The organism is Streptomyces sp. NBC_01233 (assembly GCF_035989305.1).
Classification (GTDB): Bacteria; Actinomycetota; Actinomycetes; order Streptomycetales; family Streptomycetaceae; genus Streptomyces.
In genome coordinates, this window is sequence record NZ_CP108514.1 from 9,608,795 (window position 1) to 9,626,289 (window position 17,495).

The window sequence follows — 17,495 nt, forward strand, 5'->3', positions numbered from 1 at the left end:
CTCATCAGCGGTCAAGCGGTGCTCCGGGCCCGGTGACACCACCCCCCAGGCCATACGTTCAACAGGGGGCAAACAGTCATGCCGGGCCCGGAGGCCAGGAGCCCCATTGCGGGGCCACGAAGAAGACATCCGATGGGGATAGCGGGTCAAGCCGCGATGGCCAGTTCAAGCTTCGGCGGGGCGGGGAAGGCGGTGGTCTCGCTGTAGGGCCTGCCGGTGGTGAGGCAGTGGTGGAGGCAGCCGAGAAGCCGGTTGTAGAGGTTTCTCTGGGCGGAGCTGTGGCGGTCGCCGGCCTTGCGTCGGCGGTCGTAGTGGGCCCTGGCGCCAGGCGAGGCGGTGAGGGAGGCGAAGGCCCAGACGTAGCCGACCGCGGCGAGCCGCTGATTCTTGACCCGGCGGACCATGACCGCGTGGCTCTTGCCGGAGGCGCGAGTGACCGGTGCTGATCCGGCGTAGGCCTTGAGAGCCCTGGCATCGGCGAAACGGGAGCGGTCGTCGCCGATCTCGGCGAGCACCCGGGCGCCGCTGAGCGCGCCGAGACCCGGGAAGCTGGTGATGACCGCGGCATCGGGGTGCTGCTCGAACAGCTCGACCGATGCCTCGGCCAGATCGTCCGCAGCGGTGCAGGCGGCCTCGAACTTGCCCAGCAGGGCCAGGGCCTGGCGGCCCATCGCGGTCTCGACCAGCGGGAGCTGGCGCATCTGCGGAACGCGCAGGGCGGCATGCAGGCGCTCGACCTCGGCGTCGATGCCCCGCTGTCGGCCAGCGCGCTTGAGGACGGCTTTCAGCTGGGTGCGGGTAAGGCGGGCGGCCTGGCAGGGGGTGGGTGCGGCGGCGAGCAAAGTGCGGGCCAGCGGCGCGTTGAAACCGCCGGTGACCGGTTGGACGGCGGCGAGGTAGCCGGGGAAGTACTCGCGCAGGTGGGAGCGGAGCTTGTTGCCGGCCTGAGTGCGGTCCCAGACAGCGTCCTGCTGGGCACGGGCCAGGACAGCTATGGCTTGGACGAGCTCGCTGTCGGCCGGCAACTGGCGGTGGGCGTCGGCGTCGGTGCGCAGGATGTTGGCCAGCACCATCGCGTCGAGGTGGTCGGATTTCTTGCGCGAGACGCTGTGCCGCTCGCGGTAGCGGGCGGCGGCCATCGGGTTGACGGCGTAGACGGGCCGGCCGGTCGCGCGCAGAGCGGCGACCAGCAGGCCGCGGGAGGTCTCGATCGCCACCGGTATCCGCTCGCCGGGGCCATCGCCGTGTTCAGCCAGGAGGTCGAGCAGCTGCTGCAGGCCCGCGGCGTCATCTCCGATCCGGGCCCGGCCGAGGAGCTTACCGTCGCCGTCGACCACGGCGACGTCGTGGTGGTCGCTGGCCCAGTCGATCCCGCAGAACACCTTCACGGGTTTCCCCCTTGCTCTTCCGTCCGATGCGTATATCCGCTGGTCAAAGACCTGCGCGGAGGCACGCGACTCCCTAATGGAAGGGCTCTGGGCCCGTCATCCGATTAGTCGTTCGTGACCCCAGCTGACCGCAGGGGCCTCGGTCTGTGCAGGAGCTCGGAGGCATCCCGGTGAGGTGAGAGGTGCACCCTGCGGCGGGCTCGGACCACGGACATTCGATCATCCGCACGGCAGCGGCCGTGAGAGTGCCGGACGCCGGAGCCCTCCGATCTCTTTCTGGAGGTCAGGGCCTCGTGTGTCGTCCAGGAGTGACCCCGGCGCCTGGCACCCTCACGGTCGCGTTCCTCGGCGACGGTTGGCTGATGCCCGGGGCCAGACCTGGGGACTCAAGACCCTGGGATGTTGGCTCACCGGACGTCAGCCGATCGCCGCCGAAATGAAGCCGGAGGCCGCGCTCTTTTTCGAGGTCTCGCGGGACCGGGTAACGGGTAGCGATCCGCCGGCTTCGATCCCCATTAGGTAACGGGGCGCTCATCGACTGTGGAGCGGGAGGGGCAGGCAGCCCACTCCGTCCGTCAGAGCGCTATGCCCTCATTGCCCGGATAGTCTGGGAAGTGTGATCGAGTCCGGACGGCCGCGGCTCCGTCGGCGCTACGGCCCGGGGAGGCTTGTACGGCTGTCACCGGTCATTCTGACCGTCGTGATCGCCAGCCTGGCCTACGGCACTCCGCGGGAAATGGCCTTCAGCCGCCTGCTGCCCGCGGCGCCGGCCCTGGCCGCCGCCATGTGGCCGGTCCTCCCCACCGTCCTCCTCGGGACGGTCTGCCTCTTCCTGATGATCGGCCTCGGCTTCGTCTTCCCCGATCTGGGAACGTGGTGGACGGCCGCGGGGATCGTCGCGGTCACCGTGGCCGCCGCGTACGGAAGCCATGTCCGGCTCCTGCGGGAGCGCACCCTCATCCAGGTACGGCTCGTCGCCGACGCGGCGCAGCAGGTGGTGCTGAGCCCCATGCCGCGCCGCATCGGGAACGTCGAGATCGAGTCGCTGTACCTCGCGGCCGCGGCGGAAGCACGCATCGGCGGGGACTTCTACGAAGTGGTCGACACGCCGTACGGGGTCAGGCTGCTCATCGGTGACGTGCGGGGCAAGGGCCTGCCGGCAGTGGGGGCCGCCGCGGCGATCGTCAACGCCTTCCGGGAGGCGGCCTACGGCGAGACCGACATGGTCGACGTCGCACGCAGGATGGACGCCAGCAGCACCCGCTACAACGCCGCCTTTCCCCCCGAGGGGCCGATGGAGCGCTTCGCCACCGCCCTTCTCGTCCAGATCCCGCACGAGGGCAGTCGTATCGACATCCTCAACTGCGGACACCCCCCTCCGCTGCTCCTGAACCGGGGGAAACTCCATGTCCTCGAGTCGGCCACCCCCTCGCCACTGCTCAGCCTCGCGGAGCTGATCGGCGACCACTACACCGTCGAGACCTTCGACTTCGCCCCGGACGACATGCTGCTCCTCTATACCGACGGGATCGCCGAGGCCCGCGCCCGCGACGGAGAGTTCTTCCCGCTCGCAGCGTGGATGGGTCGACAGCCCCCGACACCGCCCCGCGAACTGCTCACGGCTCTTCACCGCGACCTCCTGCGCTACAGCAGAGGACGCCTTGACGACGACATCGCCGCCCTCGCCGTACGCCTGTGCAAGCCCTGAGGCCCGGAGTCCCGGTGATGAGATGAGCGGCCCGCACCACTCGACCAGGGCTCGCCGCCGCGCTCGGGCTCCCGAAGACGCCCGCCGGCCCAGCTCGCCTCGTCACCACCGAGGACCTGCCGCGGCTCGCGGCCGCCCCGGTCCGGGCCGAACTCTCCCGGGGAACGGGACCACGGCGGCACCGCCAGGGCTCCGGGGCCGCCGTGGTCCGGTCACCACTCGGGGTGCACGTCGTGGCTGTCGTAGCGCACGCCGGACGAGGTGACCCAGGGGCGGAAGCGGCCGGGGCCGGTGCCGTCGTGGGCGTACGCGACCGGTTCGAGGGTCTCGTCGGTGACGATCACGGCCCCGGCCTTCTGGGCACTGCGCAGGGCGTGCGTCCAGTGCCGGCCGCGGTGGCCGGTGCGGTAGTCGGGGGTCTTGCACTGGGACATCGGGTCTCACCGCCTTGATACGGCCAGGTCCGGCTGGTGCCGGGAAGGCCGTATACCCAGAAATGTCTCACTCGAACGTTTGATCGTCTGAGTTTCGGCCGTCGGCGGGGCGTACGCGTGGGAAGGGCGGGAGCGGGCAGGTGCATCCTCGTAGGTGTTGAACGTCCACACCGCACGTTCTCCGACACGAGGCGTCTGGAGCCGTTTCCATGCCTCTTCCTTTGATCCCCCCGACGTCCCCGGTCCTGCACCTGGAGCTGAACGGCGGGGCGGCGCCGGCCGACGCCCGGCGTGCGGCGCACGACTTCCTGGGGCGCCCGGCGCGCGGGGCGCCGGCGTTCCCGCCCGTCGCACTCGACACCGCCCTGCTGGTGATCAGCGAGCTCGTCACCAACGCCGTACGCCACACGTCCGGCGGATGTGTGCTGGACCTCCGCCTGACGGCCGACGGCGTCGACGTCGCGGTCACCGACACCAGCAGCGCGGAGCCGCGGCCCCGACAGCCCGGTCAACAGGGTGAAGGCGGCTGGGGGTGGCACCTGGTCAACCGGCTCGGAACCCGCGTCGAGATCCGCCACCGCCGTGGGCGGGACGGCAAGACCATCCACGTCCGCGTCCCCCGCTGAGGCGTGCCCGGCGTCCGGACCCCACGCCCCACGAGGCGGAGGCTCCCTCCGTGCGCCTTCGCGCCGAGCCTCGGCGCCCGTCGCTGCTCGGCGGGCGTACCGCCTGCGAGGCCGAATGCGCGATTCATTGACAGAAGTTGAACACAATCGGATGCTGAGAGCGCTCTCAGGCTTCAATGCCTCCATTCATGCTCGTGTCCGTCCCTCCAGCCGCGAGGCTCCCCCCGGGAGGAAGCGCGTGTTCCGCTTATCGAAACTGCTCGTATCCGGAGCGGCGGCGCTGGTCGTCGCCGCCGGACTGTTGGTCGCCGGTCCACCGACATCCGCAGAAGCCGTGCCGGCGACCATCCCGCTCACGATCAAGAACAGCTCGGGCCGCAGTGAGCCGGTCTACGTCTACAACCTGGGCACCCTGCTCGCGACGGGCCAGCAGGGCTGGGCCGACGCCAACGGTGCGTTCCATCCCTGGCCCGCGGGCGGCAATCCCCCCACCCCCGCGCCCGACGCGTCGATCGCGGGTCCGGCCAACGGGCAGACCAAGACGATCCGGATGCCCAAGTTCTCCGGACGCGTCTACTTTTCCATCGGCCAGAAGATCGTCTTCAAGCTCAGCACCGGTGGCCTGGTGCAACCGGCCGTGCAGAATCCCTCCGACCCCAACCGCAACATCCTGTTCAACTGGTCCGAGTACACGCTGAACGACGCCGGCCTGTGGATCAACAGCACCCAGGTCGACATGTTCTCGGCTCCGTACGCGGTGGGCGTGAAGGCGGCAGGCGGCACGGTCAGCAACACCGGCCGGCTCAAGCCGGGCGGCTACAACGCCGTCTTCGGCCAGCTGCGTGCGGCAGGCTGGGGCGGACTGATCCAGAACCGTCCCGACGGCACCCCGCTGCGCGCCCTCTCGCCCGGTCACGGCATCGAGGCGGGTGGGATCCCGTCCGGCGTCATGAACGACTACGTCAACCGGGTCTGGAACAAGTACAGCTCGTCCACGCTCACCGTGACGCCGTTCGCGAACCAGCCGAACACCAAGTACTACGGCCGGGTCTCGGGCAACGTCATGAACTTCACCAACAGCTCGGGAGCCGTGGTCACCAGCTTCCAGAAGCCGGACTCCGACAGCATCTTCGGCTGCTACAAACTCCTGGACGCACCCAACGACCTCGTCCGCGGCCCGATCTCCCGCACCCTGTGCGCCGGCTTCAACCGTTCGACGCTCCTGACCAATCCCAGCCAACCCGATGCGAACGGCGCCGACTTCTACCGTGACGCCGTCACCAACCACTACTCCTGCATCATCCACGGACAGATGGCCGACGGTAAGGCGTACGGCTTCGCCTTCGACGACGTGGGTGCCCACGAGGCGCTGGTGCACGACGGCAACCCGCAAGAGGCCTTCATGACGCTGGAACCGTTCAACTAGGTCCCGGGCTCAGTGGCTGTGGCGCGCGCCGTGCTCCAGCCACTGGGGTCGGTCCGCGCCGGCACCCCGGCCGATGAAGAGCGGGGGTGCGTGTCCGCCGGGTCCGGTCGCGGTGAGGGGAATGCCGAGGCTCTGGCACATCCGCTGGGCGCGGGCCAGCGCGCTGAAGGTCATGGGGGAGGGGGCATCGGTCGGCAGCTCGATCGTGACCCGGGAGGGGCGGTGCGCGTGGACGAGGGACTCGATCTGCAGGGCCGCCGCGGACCGGTTGGTGACGTTCAGCTCCTGCAGGATCTTCACGTGCAGGGTGTCTGCGGCGATGTGGTGACTGATGACCATGCTGCGCCTCCCGCACACCGGGACCCGGACGGCACCGGCGGTGTGCGGTGCCCGGGTACCAGTGTCGCGCAGGAGCGCCCGCGCGGACGAGTCCGGAGCCCGCTCACGCCTTGAGGGCGCGCCCCGCCACGGTCAGGGTGAGGCGGCGGGGGGCCAGGGCGGAGGCCGTGGCGGAGAGCCGGTTGCCGAGGCCGACGACGATGCTGGCCGGGGTCCTGCCGCGGTCCAGTGCGCGGCGCGTCGCGGTGACGACCTGCTCCGGGGTGGCCATCCGGCCCACGGCGGCGTCCCGGCTGCCGACGACGTCGAAGAACTCGGTGCGGACCGGCCCCGGAGAGACGGCGAGCACCCGCAGGGAGGAAGCGCGCGTCTCGTAGGCGACGGCCTCGGTGAAGTTCAGGACGAAGGCCTTGGTGGCGCCGTAGACCGCCATGGCAGGGGTCGGCTGGTAGGCGGCCGCGCTGGCGACGGTGACGAGGGCGCCCCGGCCGTCGGCCGTCAGGTCGGGCAGGAACTCCCTGGTCAGCTCCGTGACCGCGAGCACGTTGAGCTGGATCATCTCGCTGATCCGGGCGGGGTCCTCGCCGGCGAAGGGGCCGTGGCTGCCGAAGCCCGCGTTGTTGATCAGGGTGTGGACCGGTACGCCGAGTTCGTCGAGCTCCGCGTGCAGTGCCGCCGCGGCACCGGGCCGGGCGAGGTCCGCCGCGATCGGGCGGGCCCTGACCCCGTACCGGCGCTCCAGGTCCGCCGCAAGCTCCTCCAGCCGGTCGACGCGCCGGGCGACGAGGACGACGTCCGCTCCGCGCTCCGCCCACTGCCGGGCGAACTCGACGCCGAGGCCGGCGCTGGCCCCGGTGATCAGGGCTGTGGTTCCGCGGTATGTCATAGACATGGGTCGGTGCTCCGTTCCGGGACTCCGGCTGATGGTCGATACTGAATGTAGACAGAGCAAACATTGTTGTCAATGACAACATTGGAGGAGGAGACCGCCTTGGCCGACGCCGATGCGCCCTATCACCACGGCAATCTCAGGGAGGCCCTGCTGGCGCGGGCGGAAACCGTGCTCGCGACGTCGGGGGCGGACAGCCTCTCCCTGCGCGCCCTCGCGCGGGACCTCGGCGTCAGCCACGCGGCGCCGGGCCGCCACTTCCGCGACCGGCAGGCGCTGTTGGACGCGCTCGCCGTGGGCGGTTTCACCCGGCTCAACGAACGCCTCCGGGCCGCCGTGGGCGAGCCCGGCCCCGTCGCCACCCGGCTCGCCTGCATGGGTCGCGCGTACGTGGACTTCGCCGTCGCGCACGCCCCGCTGCTGAGCCTGATGTTCACGGCCAAGCACGCCGACCACTCCAGCGACGAACTCCGCGAGCTCGGCCACCAGAGCCTGGGGATCGCCGCCGCACTGATCGCCCTCGCCCAGCAGGAGGGTGTCGTACGGGCCGGCGACCCGGCCCGGCTCGCCCAGATCGCCTTCTCCATGGTGCACGGTCTCGCGGCCCTGGCCGTCGGGTCCCTCCTCGAGGACACCCCCCTGGACGAGGCGACCGGCCTGGCCCTCGACGTCCTGCTCGCCGGCCTCCGCACACCCCATCCCGAGTCGAGGCTTTAGACCGACCGGCAGTAGGGCCGTGGGTGTCGGTGATCGGCGGCCCGAGCGCAAGGCAGGCACGAGCCTGAGTGATCATGGAGTTCTCTACGCTCAGTGATCACCGGAGGGCTCGTGCCTGTCCTGCCATCATGCCTGCTCGAACCCCTGTGGGACCAGTTCGCGGCGCTGCTGCCCGCGCACGTGGACGGCCATCCGCTTGGCTGCCACAATCCGCGCCTCCCCGACCGGATCGTCTTCGAGCACGTGATCGCTGCCCTCGTGCACGGCTCCGGCTACGAACGCATCGCCAGTCCCGGCTGCTCCGACCGCACTATCCGACGCCGCGTCAGACACTGGGCCGACCTGGGGATATGTCAGCAACTGCACGCCTTGGCCCTGGAGGCGTACGACCGCATGATCGGCCTGGAACTCGACGAACTGTCGGTCGACGGCTGCATCACCAAGGCGCCCTGCGGCGGCGAGAAGGCCGGCCGCTCCCCGGTCGACCGCGGCAAGCAGGGCCTGAAACGCTCGGTAGCAGCCGAGGCCCGCGGTGTTCCGCTCGGCCTGGTCTCCGCCGGAGCCAACCGGCACGACTCGCCCCTGCTCATCCCCACCCTCGACGCCGTGAAAACCCAGGTCGGACCACTCCCCGAGCAGGTCAACGTCAACCTGGACCGCGGCTACGACAGCGCGAAGACCCGGACCGCGCTGGAGGAGTTCGGCTTCACCGTCGAGATCGCCCGCAAGGGTGTGCCCGCCCCAATCCAAGCCGGGAAACGCTGGGTGGTGGAGCGCGCACACTCGTGGATGAACGGCTTCGGCAAACTGCGGCGCTGCACCGAGAAGAACGGCAACGTCGTGGACTTCTACCTGCACCTCACCGCCACGATCGTCACGCTCCGCATGCTCATCCGCCGCGCGACGCTCCAATACCGCTGGGACACCCGCCCCACCACCCGACGACTCAAGTGACGCCTACTGCCGGTCGGTCTTAGCGTATTTCCCTCCAGGGCGCCACCGCAGAAGAAGGCGATGCGGCCGGAAGCGATCGGAATGTGTGGGCGGATTCCCGTGCGGCGAGCAGGGTCGGCATGCCTTCCACCTCCCGCTACGCCGCTGCTCACCGTGGACGGGCCCCTTTTCCTGCCGGAATGCGGCGCCGTTTATGGCGCATAACTGTTCCTCCGGTCCGATGAACTCCAACGAAAGTCTGCGTGAGGGAAGTTGGGCGTAGTTATGCTCCCGCCCACCGGTCAGAAGGCCCCCCTTTTTCGATAGCTCGAGGACGCCGATGGAGCAAAGAGACATTCCCCCCGAAAGTGCCCACGTGGAGGGCAGAGCAAGCCGGATGCTGCCCGCGATCGCGGTCGTGGCCGCCGCCTGCCTGGCCGGGGCGCTCGCCTCCTCTTCGGCGCTGCTCGGCACCGCCGTGATCGCCGTGGGCGCCCTGTGCACCGCAGTGGTCTTCGCCGAAGCGCTACGGCGCGGCCGCGCGCTCGCCGCCGGGCGCGCCCAGGTCGCGGCCCTCCAGCACGTCCTGGCCCGGCAGGAAGCCGAGGCGGCCCGGCTGTCCGAGGCGGTGCTGCCCGAGGCCATCGAGCGACTGCGCAAGGGCGAGCTGGCCGAGGAGGTGCTGACCGCCCTGGGAGGGCGCGGCGGCCACGGCAACCGCTGGGGCAGCGACGAGGCCCTGACCCCACGCTTCAGAGCCGCCCTGCAGGCCGTCCTGTCCCACGTCGTCGACGCGGTCGACAACGAGGAGAGCCTTCGCGACTCGGCGCAGCGCGCCTTCGTGAACGTCGCCCGCCGCGTGCAGGCGATCGTCCATCAGCAGGCCCACGAGATGCGCGAGATGGAGGACCGGCACGGCAGCAACCCGGACGTGTTCGGCGACCTCCTGCGACTCGACCACGGCACCGCCCTGATCGGCCGGCTCGCCGACTCCATCTCCGTCCTCGGCGGTGCGCGCCCCGGCCGCCAGTGGAGCAGGGCCGTCACCCTCTACAGCGTGATGCGCGGCGCGATGTCGAGGATCATCGACTACCAGCGGGTGGAGCTCCACTCGGTCTCCGAGGTCGCCGTCGTCGGCCCGATCGTCGAACCCCTGATCCACACCCTCGCGGAGCTGCTGGACAACGCCACCCGGTACTCTCCGCCGCACACCCGGGTCCACCTCACGGCCGTCGAGGTGCAGTCCGGCATCGCCGTGGAGATCGAGGACGGCGGCCTGAGCATGAGCGAGGAGGCCCGCGGGCGGGCCGAGAAGATGCTCGCGCAGGCGCAGTCCGGCATCGACCTCAACGACCTGGGCGAGACGCCGAGGCTGGGCCTCGCGGTGGTCGGCCGGCTGGCGCAGGCGTACGGGTTCCAGGTGTCCCTGCGCTCGTCCGCGTACGGCGGCGTCCGCGCCGTGGTCATCGTGCCGCAGCACCTGATCACCACGGCTGCCTCCGCGACCGGTCTGGCCCACGGCATCGGCTCCTCCTCGGGGCCCAGGGCCGTGGCCGCCACACCGCGCGAGCACCCCTTCGACCGCTCGTCGGCGGGCGTGTCCGCGCCCCGGCAGGCACCGGCTCCGGCGCCCCGGCCGGCGCCCGTCAGCGCCGGGCAGCCGACCACCGAGCGCACCGCGACCGGCCTGCCGCAGCGACGCCGGAAGGACCGTGCCGCCACCTTCGACGTCCGGCCGGCCGCGGAGCCGCAGCCGGCGGACGACCAGGGCCCCGGAATGTGGCTGGAGGCCTTCCACAGCGGACTGTCCGGCGGGCCCGGCCACGACGCGCCGGGCGCCGAAGGTGCGTCGGGTTCAGCGACCAAGGGGGCGTAAACAGTGATGACCCAGCGAATCAGCAGCATGGACTGGATGCTCAAGGACCTGGCCGCCGGAGTGCCGCAGACGCGGCACGTGATCGTACTGTCGGCGGACGGGCTCTGCGTGGCGCAGCACGGGGCCGAGACCGACACGGCCGACCGCCTGGCAGCGGCCTGTGCGGGCCTGCAGAGCCTTGCCGGAGCGGTGGCCGCGGAACTGCCCCGCTCAGAGGGCAGGATGCGCCTGGTCGTGATCGAGATGGACGGCGGGTTCTTCTACCTGATGGCCGCCGGCGACGGCTCCTACCTCGCGGTCCTCGCCGACGAGGGCGTGGACGCGGGCCTGATGGGCGCGCAGATGCGCAACCTGGTGACCCGAATGGGGGACCACCTGAGCAGCCCGCCCCGACATGACGGGCAGCCCGCGTGAATGAGCCGCCCACAAGCTGGGAGGACCGCAGCCCCGAACGGCTCTACGTCATCACCGGCGGACGCAGTGGACCCTCCACCGCCGTCCATCTGGACCTCGTGACCTTAGTCGTGGCCAAAGGGTCCGCCCGGCCGGAGATGCAGCCCGAGCAGGCGGCCATCCTGCGGATGTGCCACTCCCCGCTGTCGGTGGCCGAGATCGCCGCATACGCGGGCCTGCCCGTGAGCGTCGTCACCGTGCTGGTCGGAGACCTGATGGCCGCTCAGCGGGTGTACGTCCGCCCGCCCGTTCCCGCCGCGCAGCTACCCGACCTTGCTCTGATCGAGGCAGTGATCGATGGACTTCAGAAGCTCTGACACGCCGGCCGGGCCGCGCCAGGCGGACGTACTCCCGCAGACGGCCGCGGCCGCCGTGAAAATCGTCATCGTCGGCGGATTCGGCGTGGGCAAGACGACGATGGTCGGGGCGGTCAGCGAGATCAAGCCGCTGACGACCGAGGAGACGATGACCAGGGCCGGCGTCGGAGTCGACGACACCTGGGGCGTGGCCCGCAAGATCACCACCACCGTGGCCATGGACTTCGGCCGCATCAGCATCAACGACGAACTCGTCCTGTACCTGTTCGGAACACCCGGCCAGGAGCGCTTCTGGTTCCTGTGGCGCGGGCTCTTCGAGGGCGCGCTCGGAGCGGTCGTACTCCTCGACACCCGGCGGCTGGAGATCAGCTTCGACGTCATCGGACGGCTCGAGGAGCGGGGCGTCCCCTTCGTCGTCGCCGTCAACTCCTTCCCCGGCGCGCCCGAGCATCCGCTGGAGGAACTGCGCCAGGCCCTCGACCTGCCCCCCACCGTCCCGATCCTCGTCTGCGATGCCAGACGGCGGGACTCGTCCCGCGATGTCCTGCTGACCCTCATGCGCTACCTCCACTCCCAGGCAGCCACCCAGGAGGCAATGTGAGCACCACCCCCACCCCACCGCCCGAGTGCCCCGCCCACGCGGCGGTGGCGACGGCGGGCGGCCTGTACCGTCTCCACGGAGCGGAGGCCCAGGCCGATCCCCTCGCGTTGTACGAGAAGCTGCGGGCCGAACACGGCGCGGTGGCCCCCGTACTGGTGAGCGGGGACCTCCCGGCCTGGCTCGTCCTCGGCCACCGGGAGAACCTGGACGTGGCGCGCACGTCCTCGCGATTCGCCCGCGACCCGCGGGGCTGGCGCGACATGAGAGAGGGCCGGGTGCCGGCCGACACCCCGCTCGGCCCCATGGTCTCCTGGGTCCCGGTGTGCAACTTCACCGACGGGCCCGTTCACGAGCGGCTGCGCTCGGCCGTGGTGGAGTCCCTGGAGCGCTTCGACAAGCGCGGCATCCGCCGCTACGTGACCCGCTTCGCCAACCAGCTCGTCGACCAGATCGCGGCCGAGGGGTACGCCGACCTGGTGTCCGGCTTCTCCGACCAGCTCCCCATGCTGGTCATGACGCAGCTCCTCGGGGCACCCGACGAGCACGGGCCCCTGCTGGTCAACGCGGCGCGCGACATGCTGCAGGGGACGGAGACGGCCCTGCAGAGCGACCGCTACGTCACCGCCACGCTGGAACAGCTGGTCTCGGAGCGCAAGGCCAGGCCCGCGCGCGACCTCGCCTCCTGGCTGATCGAGCACCCCGCGGACCTGAGCGACACCGAAGTGCTGATGCACCTGCGCGTCGTGCTGATCGCGGCCTACGAGACCACCGCCAACCTGATCGCCAACACGCTGCGGACCGTACTGACCGACCCGCGCTTCCGGGCCAGCCTCTCCGGAGGCCACATGACCCTGCCCGACGCCCTGGAGCAGGTCCTGTGGGACGACCCGCCGATCAACACGATCATCGGGCGCTGGGCCACCGGTGACACCCTGCTCGGTGGCCAGCAGGTGAAGGCCGGGGACATGATCCTGCTCGGGCTGGCGGCGGGCAACGCCGACCCGCAGATCCGGCCGGATCCCGACGTCTCCGTCCACGGAAACCGTTCCCACCTGGCCTTCAGCAGCGGCCCGCACGAGTGCCCGGGCCAGGACATCGGCCGTGCCATCGCGGACACCGGCATCGAGGTCCTGCTGGACCGGCTGCCCGACCTCCAGCTGGCGGTCGACGCGAGCGAGCTGCAGTGGCGCGGCACCCTCATGTCACGCCACATGCTGTCCCTGCCGGTACGGTTCGCCCCGCACTCCGTGCCGAACGCGGAGCCCGAGGCCGAGCAGCCGGCCGGGCACCCCGTACACGCGGCCATCCCGCCGCAGCCGACGGCGGCGCCCGCGGTCGGCGGCCGCCGCCGGCGCGGCGTCAGCTGGTGGCTGCGGCTGCTCGGCCGCCGCTGAGCCACCGCCCGTACCGAGGGCCCCGTCCGCACCGGCCGGGGCCCTCGGCTTCGCTCAGTCGCGTGCCTGCCGCCACCAGGCAGCCAGGGCCGGCACGTCCGGTGGCTCGGTTCCGGCGAAGCTGGGGGCATCGGCGAACCGGACCTCGAACCGGGCTTCCGGCCGGGGCAGTTCGTGCCGGTTGCGCGGGCTCGCATATCGGGGTGCCCGGCTCTGCCAGGCGATGGAGCCCGCCACGTAGTGACCCAACGCCGCCAGGTGACGGCGCAGTTCCGCGTTCGCACCGTCCGGGCCGTTATCCAACTGCGCCCGCAGCCGGGTGAAGAGGACCATCACCCGGTCGCGCAAGGCCACCGCGAGCGGTACCGCCTCGGCGGGGGAGCAGTTCTCCTGGTGGGCGAGGACGTTGACGAGATTCACCTCCAGGGGCTGCAGGTGGTCGTCCTTGTCGTAGGAGAACAGGTCGTTGTCCGCGCTGACGACGAAGCCCGCCGCATCCGTCAGTGCCGTCAGGGCGGGGGAGCAGAGCACATCCGCCGACAGCCGGTCCCCGCGTGCGACGTCGGACCAGGTCAGCGAGAAGCGCGTACCGTTCGCCAACGGCCCCATGGCGACGTAGTCGTTCAGCCCCGGCACGGTCCCGGCTTCCGCCTGGGCGGCTCGCCAGGCCGCCCCGAGCAGCCAGTCGCGCGTCCCCTCGACGAACCTGCGCAGCTCGTAGGGCGTGAGCATGGCATGGGTGCGGCCGACCAGGTCCAGCAGTGCGCGGGTCATCGGCCCGTCGGGCAGCACCGACGCCCCCGGGTCCTCGATGGTCCGCAGCAGACGTACGCCGTGTTCGACGACGGCGCCCGTCCCCACGTCGTCCGAACCCGAATCCTGCCAGTCGTCGACGGCGTTGGCCCAGTAGTTCCACTCGGTGAACAGCAGGAGGGCCTCCACGTCCCCGCCGGGGATGATGCGGCAGGAGAAGTCGGCGCTGTGGGTGGCCAGACCCCATGCGCGCTCGACCGGGTCGGGGTAGACGCCGAAGGCGTCCAGCCAGTCGACGGCCAGGGCCTCCACCTGCTTCGCCTGGGGATGGACGAGGTCGCGCTCCAGGGGGCAGTAGAAGGACGGCAGGCGCGGACCGAGGAGCGAGGGCCGTGGTGACGACGACGGTGCGGGTGCCGGTGCCGGTGACGTCGTCATGGGCGGCCACCGATCCGGAAGAACAGCAGTCGTGTCTGCACCGCGTGGTCGCGCCAGAGCCGGAAGAACCTGCTGTGCGCGAGCGTCGACTGCTCGAGCCGTTCGCCGGTCCACGCGCCGGGCTCGGCGCCGGCGCCCGCGCGGAGCCGGTCGAGTTCGGCGGTGTTCCACGCCATGGACTGCACCCAGAACTCCGCCACCGAGTCCGTCACGTCCTCCTCGTGCACGAGCTCAAAGCCGGCCGCCTCGGCCGCGGCCAGGTACTCGCCCAGCAGCCCCAGGCGCGTTCTGTAGTAGCCGTCGATGAACTCGCGCCACTGGGAGCGGCCCACGAAATGTTCCTGGATCCCGAACCACCCACCGGGCACCAGCGCCTTGGCGACGACGTCGAAGAGCCGGGCCCGGTCGGTGTAGCCGCTGCTCTCGTTGGCGTAGACGGCGTCGTACGCACAGGTCTCGTCCAGGTCGTGCACATCCGCCAGCACGGGCTTGACCCGCTCGTTGACCCCGGCGTGCCGGGCGAAGTACCGGACGATCGGGATGTGTTCCTCCGCGACGGTGAGGCTGGTGACCGAAGCTCCGTGCTCCTGCGCCCAGTACAGAGACGTCCCGCCCAGGCCGCAGCCGATGTCCAGCAGCCGCCGGGGAGGCGCCTCGTACGCGTCCCACGAGCGGGCCGCGTGCTCGACGATGCGCTCCTGCGCCTCCAGCATGCGCTGCTTCAGCACGTTCTGGGAGACGGTGGTGTCCGGCGGGCCGTCCGGGTACAGCCCCACGTGGAAGTGGACACGGGGGCCCGGGCCGTACTTCTGCAGGATCTCCTGTGTCTTGCGGCTGTAGTAGAGCCGTATGGGATCGTCCGCGGCCGAACCCTGGTCGCTGCCTAAGGATGATACGAGGGGTGTGACGCGCATGGGGTGTCCGCCCTTTCGTGGGGTAGGGCTGCCTCCGGGACGCGCTGTCACCTCTCTCACCGCGTCCCGTCCGGCACACTGTTGAAGCACGGATCATCGTGGCACCTCGATGGCCCCACGTCAGCCTGCTGGAGCAACACGAAGCTACGTCCGAGTCCCACCGGAAACGGGCTGATCGGCCGACGGGTCGCTCACCCCTTCTTCTGCGGATCCTCTGCGCTGCGCCAGACGGTCAGGTCGAAGGCGATGTACTTGCTCGGACCGCTCGCGCTCGATGTGCCGCGGTACGCAACGCCGCTCCCTGCATGCCTGCCCGTGACCACCGACCGCTCCCCCTGTCGGTCCATCAGATCGACGTGATCATGGACAAGCTGGCGGGAGCGCCAGAGGCCTCGGCCTCGGCTGTCGCGTGTTCACAGGTCGCGCCGGTGGACGACGACAGCGGCGATGGCTGCGGCGGCGAGTGGCCAGGCCGCGTACACGATCCACGCTCCGGTGATCGTCGCCGGGTAGAGCACCGGCACGGGAGAGTCGCCCACCTCGGTCAGCCGGTCCCAGGCGCCCCGGGGCAGGGCGTGGAGGAGGGCGGCGGACCATGCGTTGCGGTCGTTGATGAGGGAGGGCAGCAGCAGGAGGACGCCGGTGAGCGTGACGATGGTGGTCGCGGTGTGCCGGAGGAGCGCGCCGAGGCCCATGCCGACGAGCGCGCACACCGGCGCGAGCAGGGCGGAGGCCGCAGTGGCGCGGAGTGCGCCGGGGTAGTCGAGCGGGAGGCCGACGTGCCGGCCGGACAGGATGGCCTGCGTCGCGGCGAAGGAGACGGCCGAGACGAACGCGCCGTAGACCAGCATGACGGCCGTCACGACGGCCATCTTGGCTGCCACCACCGAGCGGCGGGCGGGGACGGCGGCGAAGGTCGTACGGATCTGTCCGGTGCTGTACTCGCCGACGAGCGTGAGTGCCCCGATGCTGCCGGCGGCGAGCATGAGGACCATGCCGGCGCCGAGGGTGAAGGCATCCCGCATCGCCCAGATCGGCACGAAGAGGTCCTTGGCGCCTTGGGGGTAGTTCGGATAGTTGTTGTAGTCGGCGATGGCTGCGTTCACGTTGATGCCGATGACGGCCAGCGCACTGATCCCGAAGGCCCAGGGCGTGGAGCGCAGCGACCACAGCTTGATCCATTCGGCGGCGAGGAGGTCGCGGAAGCGGACGCGGAGGGCGGTGGCGCGTACGGCGGTGCATGCGGCCGCCGTACGCGGGGGCGCCAGGTGGGCCGGGGTCATCGGGGTTCTCCTGCGAGGTATTCGGCGCGGTCGGCGGTGAGTTCCATGAAGGCCTCCTCCAGGGAGGAGGTGCGCGTGGCCAGTTCCCGCAGCACGATGCGGTGCTGGAGGGCGAGTTCGCCGATGCGGTCCGCGCTCAGGCCGGTCACCTTGAGCTCCTTCGCTCCGTCCGGGCCGTCGGACTGGACCGAGGCGCCATCGGCGGCCAGCACCGCCGTGAGTGCGGCGGGATCCGGGGTGCGCACGATGACGCTCTGGCGGGTGCCGCGGGCCGCGAACTCCTTCACGCTCTCCGCTGCGATCAGCTCGCCCCTGCCGATGACGATGAGATGTTCGGCGGTGTGCTCCATCTCGCTCATCAGGTGGCTGGAGACGAACACGGTGCGTCCCTCGGCGGCCAGCCGCCGGAACAGGCCGCGTACCCACAACACCCCTTCCGGGTCCAGGCCGTTGATCGGCTCGTCGAACAGCAGCACGGGTGGGTCGCCGAGCAGCGCGCTGGCGATTCCGAGCCGCTGCTTCATGCCGAGGGAGAACCCGCCGATGCGGCGGCGGGCTGCACCGGCCAGCCCGACCTCCTGGAGGACCTCGTCCACCCGGCGTCGCGGAATGCCGTTGCTTCGGGCCAGGGCCGACAGGTGCCCCACAGCGGTGCGGCCTCCGTGTACGTCGTGGGCGTCGAGGAGCGCGCCGGCGTGGCGAAGCCCGCGCGGGCGGTCCCGGAAGGGGAGGCCGTCGATGGTGGCGGTGCCGCTGGTGGGCCGGTTCAAGCCGAGGATCATCCGCAGGGTGGTGCTCTTTCCGGCACCGTTGGGGCCGAGGAACCCGGTCACGTGGCCGGGACGGACGGTGAAGGTCAGGCCGCCCACGGCCGTGGTCTTCCCGTATCGCTTGGTCAGTTCGTTGACTTCGATCACCCGGCCAACGGTGCCGCGGGCCGGCCCGCGGGCGCATCGGGCCGTCGACCACAGTCCCGGTGCTCTCCGGTAGCCCGTGGGCGTACGCC

The 17,495-nt window shown here is 70.9% G+C and carries 19 protein-coding genes; 10 read left to right on the plus strand and 9 right to left on the minus strand.

Features of this window, described 5'->3' with window-relative positions:
- Positions 1-146 precede the first annotated feature (146 nt).
- Positions 147-1,388 carry an IS110 family transposase gene (locus OG332_RS44145; RefSeq protein WP_327418723.1) on the minus strand — a complete coding sequence of 414 codons (1,242 nt, stop codon included), beginning with the start codon at positions 1,386-1,388 and terminating at the stop codon, positions 147-149.
- 616 nt (positions 1,389-2,004) lie between these two features.
- On the opposite strand from OG332_RS44145, the gene OG332_RS44150 reads away from it, so the two are divergent.
- Positions 2,005-3,096 (plus strand): PP2C family protein-serine/threonine phosphatase, encoded by a 1,092-nt coding sequence (locus OG332_RS44150; RefSeq protein WP_442816309.1) that lies wholly within the window; start codon positions 2,005-2,007, stop codon positions 3,094-3,096.
- Positions 3,097-3,308: 212 nt separating this feature from the next.
- Here the strand turns inward: OG332_RS44150 and OG332_RS44155 are convergent, their stop codons facing one another.
- Complete coding sequence (locus OG332_RS44155; RefSeq protein ID WP_327418724.1) at positions 3,309-3,530, minus strand: hypothetical protein; 222 nt, start codon at positions 3,528-3,530, stop codon at positions 3,309-3,311.
- Between the two features lie 209 nt (positions 3,531-3,739).
- Here OG332_RS44155 and OG332_RS44160 point away from each other — a divergent pair, with 209 nt between their 5' ends.
- Positions 3,740-4,156 (plus strand): ATP-binding protein, encoded by a 417-nt coding sequence (locus OG332_RS44160; protein WP_327418725.1) that lies wholly within the window; start codon positions 3,740-3,742, stop codon positions 4,154-4,156.
- A 238-nt stretch (positions 4,157-4,394) separates the two neighbouring features.
- Positions 4,395-5,582 (plus strand): glycoside hydrolase family 64 protein, encoded by a 1,188-nt coding sequence (locus tag OG332_RS44165; protein WP_327418726.1) that lies wholly within the window; start codon positions 4,395-4,397, stop codon positions 5,580-5,582.
- A gap of 9 nt (positions 5,583-5,591) precedes the next feature.
- On the opposite strand, the gene OG332_RS44170 is transcribed toward OG332_RS44165, so the two are convergent.
- A complete protein-coding gene (locus OG332_RS44170; RefSeq protein ID WP_327418727.1) occupies positions 5,592-5,921 on the minus strand; it encodes a hypothetical protein in 330 nt (109 codons plus the stop codon).
- Between the two features lie 103 nt (positions 5,922-6,024).
- Positions 6,025-6,813: an SDR family NAD(P)-dependent oxidoreductase gene (locus tag OG332_RS44175; RefSeq protein WP_327418728.1), complete on the minus strand. Its 789-nt coding sequence runs from the start codon at positions 6,811-6,813 to the stop codon at positions 6,025-6,027.
- 72 nt (positions 6,814-6,885) lie between these two features.
- On the opposite strand from OG332_RS44175, the gene OG332_RS44180 reads away from it, so the two are divergent.
- From OG332_RS44180 to OG332_RS44210, 7 genes are all read left to right on the plus strand, one after another.
- Positions 6,886-7,527: a TetR/AcrR family transcriptional regulator gene (locus tag OG332_RS44180; RefSeq protein ID WP_327418729.1), complete on the plus strand. Its 642-nt coding sequence runs from the start codon at positions 6,886-6,888 to the stop codon at positions 7,525-7,527.
- Between the two features lie 111 nt (positions 7,528-7,638).
- A complete protein-coding gene (locus tag OG332_RS44185) occupies positions 7,639-8,481 on the plus strand; it encodes an IS5 family transposase (protein WP_327414200.1) in 843 nt (280 codons plus the stop codon).
- 319 nt (positions 8,482-8,800) lie between these two features.
- Positions 8,801-10,336, plus strand: coding sequence for a sensor histidine kinase (locus OG332_RS44190; RefSeq protein WP_442816310.1), 1,536 nt, complete (start codon positions 8,801-8,803; stop codon positions 10,334-10,336).
- Positions 10,337-10,342: 6 nt separating this feature from the next.
- Complete coding sequence (locus OG332_RS44195; RefSeq protein ID WP_314245219.1) at positions 10,343-10,750, plus strand: roadblock/LC7 domain-containing protein; 408 nt, start codon at positions 10,343-10,345, stop codon at positions 10,748-10,750.
- A complete protein-coding gene (locus tag OG332_RS44200) occupies positions 10,747-11,106 on the plus strand; it encodes a DUF742 domain-containing protein (protein WP_327418730.1) in 360 nt (119 codons plus the stop codon). Before OG332_RS44195 ends, OG332_RS44200 begins: the two co-directional genes overlap by 4 nt.
- Positions 11,087-11,707 carry a GTP-binding protein gene (locus OG332_RS44205; protein WP_327418731.1) on the plus strand — a complete coding sequence of 207 codons (621 nt, stop codon included), beginning with the start codon at positions 11,087-11,089 and terminating at the stop codon, positions 11,705-11,707. Before OG332_RS44200 ends, OG332_RS44205 begins: the two co-directional genes overlap by 20 nt.
- Positions 11,704-13,101 carry a cytochrome P450 gene (locus OG332_RS44210; RefSeq protein WP_327418732.1) on the plus strand — a complete coding sequence of 466 codons (1,398 nt, stop codon included), beginning with the start codon at positions 11,704-11,706 and terminating at the stop codon, positions 13,099-13,101. Before OG332_RS44205 ends, OG332_RS44210 begins: the two co-directional genes overlap by 4 nt.
- 54 nt (positions 13,102-13,155) lie before the next feature.
- On the opposite strand, the gene OG332_RS44215 is transcribed toward OG332_RS44210, so the two are convergent.
- From OG332_RS44215 to OG332_RS44235, 5 genes are all read right to left on the minus strand, one after another.
- Positions 13,156-14,292: a terpene synthase family protein gene (locus tag OG332_RS44215; RefSeq protein WP_327418733.1), complete on the minus strand. Its 1,137-nt coding sequence runs from the start codon at positions 14,290-14,292 to the stop codon at positions 13,156-13,158.
- Entirely contained in the window at positions 14,289-15,206 is a 918-nt protein-coding gene (locus OG332_RS44220) for an SAM-dependent methyltransferase (protein ID WP_327418734.1), read from the minus strand. Before OG332_RS44220 ends, OG332_RS44215 begins: the two co-directional genes overlap by 4 nt.
- A gap of 191 nt (positions 15,207-15,397) precedes the next feature.
- The gene (locus OG332_RS44225; protein WP_327418735.1) at positions 15,398-15,553 is read right to left on the minus strand and encodes a hypothetical protein; all 156 of its coding nucleotides are present in this window, start codon (positions 15,551-15,553) and stop codon (positions 15,398-15,400) included.
- A gap of 66 nt (positions 15,554-15,619) precedes the next feature.
- Positions 15,620-16,489 (minus strand): ABC transporter permease subunit, encoded by an 870-nt coding sequence (locus OG332_RS44230; protein ID WP_327418736.1) that lies wholly within the window; start codon positions 16,487-16,489, stop codon positions 15,620-15,622.
- Complete coding sequence (locus OG332_RS44235) at positions 16,486-17,406, minus strand: ABC transporter ATP-binding protein (protein WP_327418737.1); 921 nt, start codon at positions 17,404-17,406, stop codon at positions 16,486-16,488. The genes OG332_RS44230 and OG332_RS44235 overlap by 4 nt, the downstream gene beginning before the upstream one ends.
- Positions 17,407-17,495: the final 89 nt, after the last annotated feature.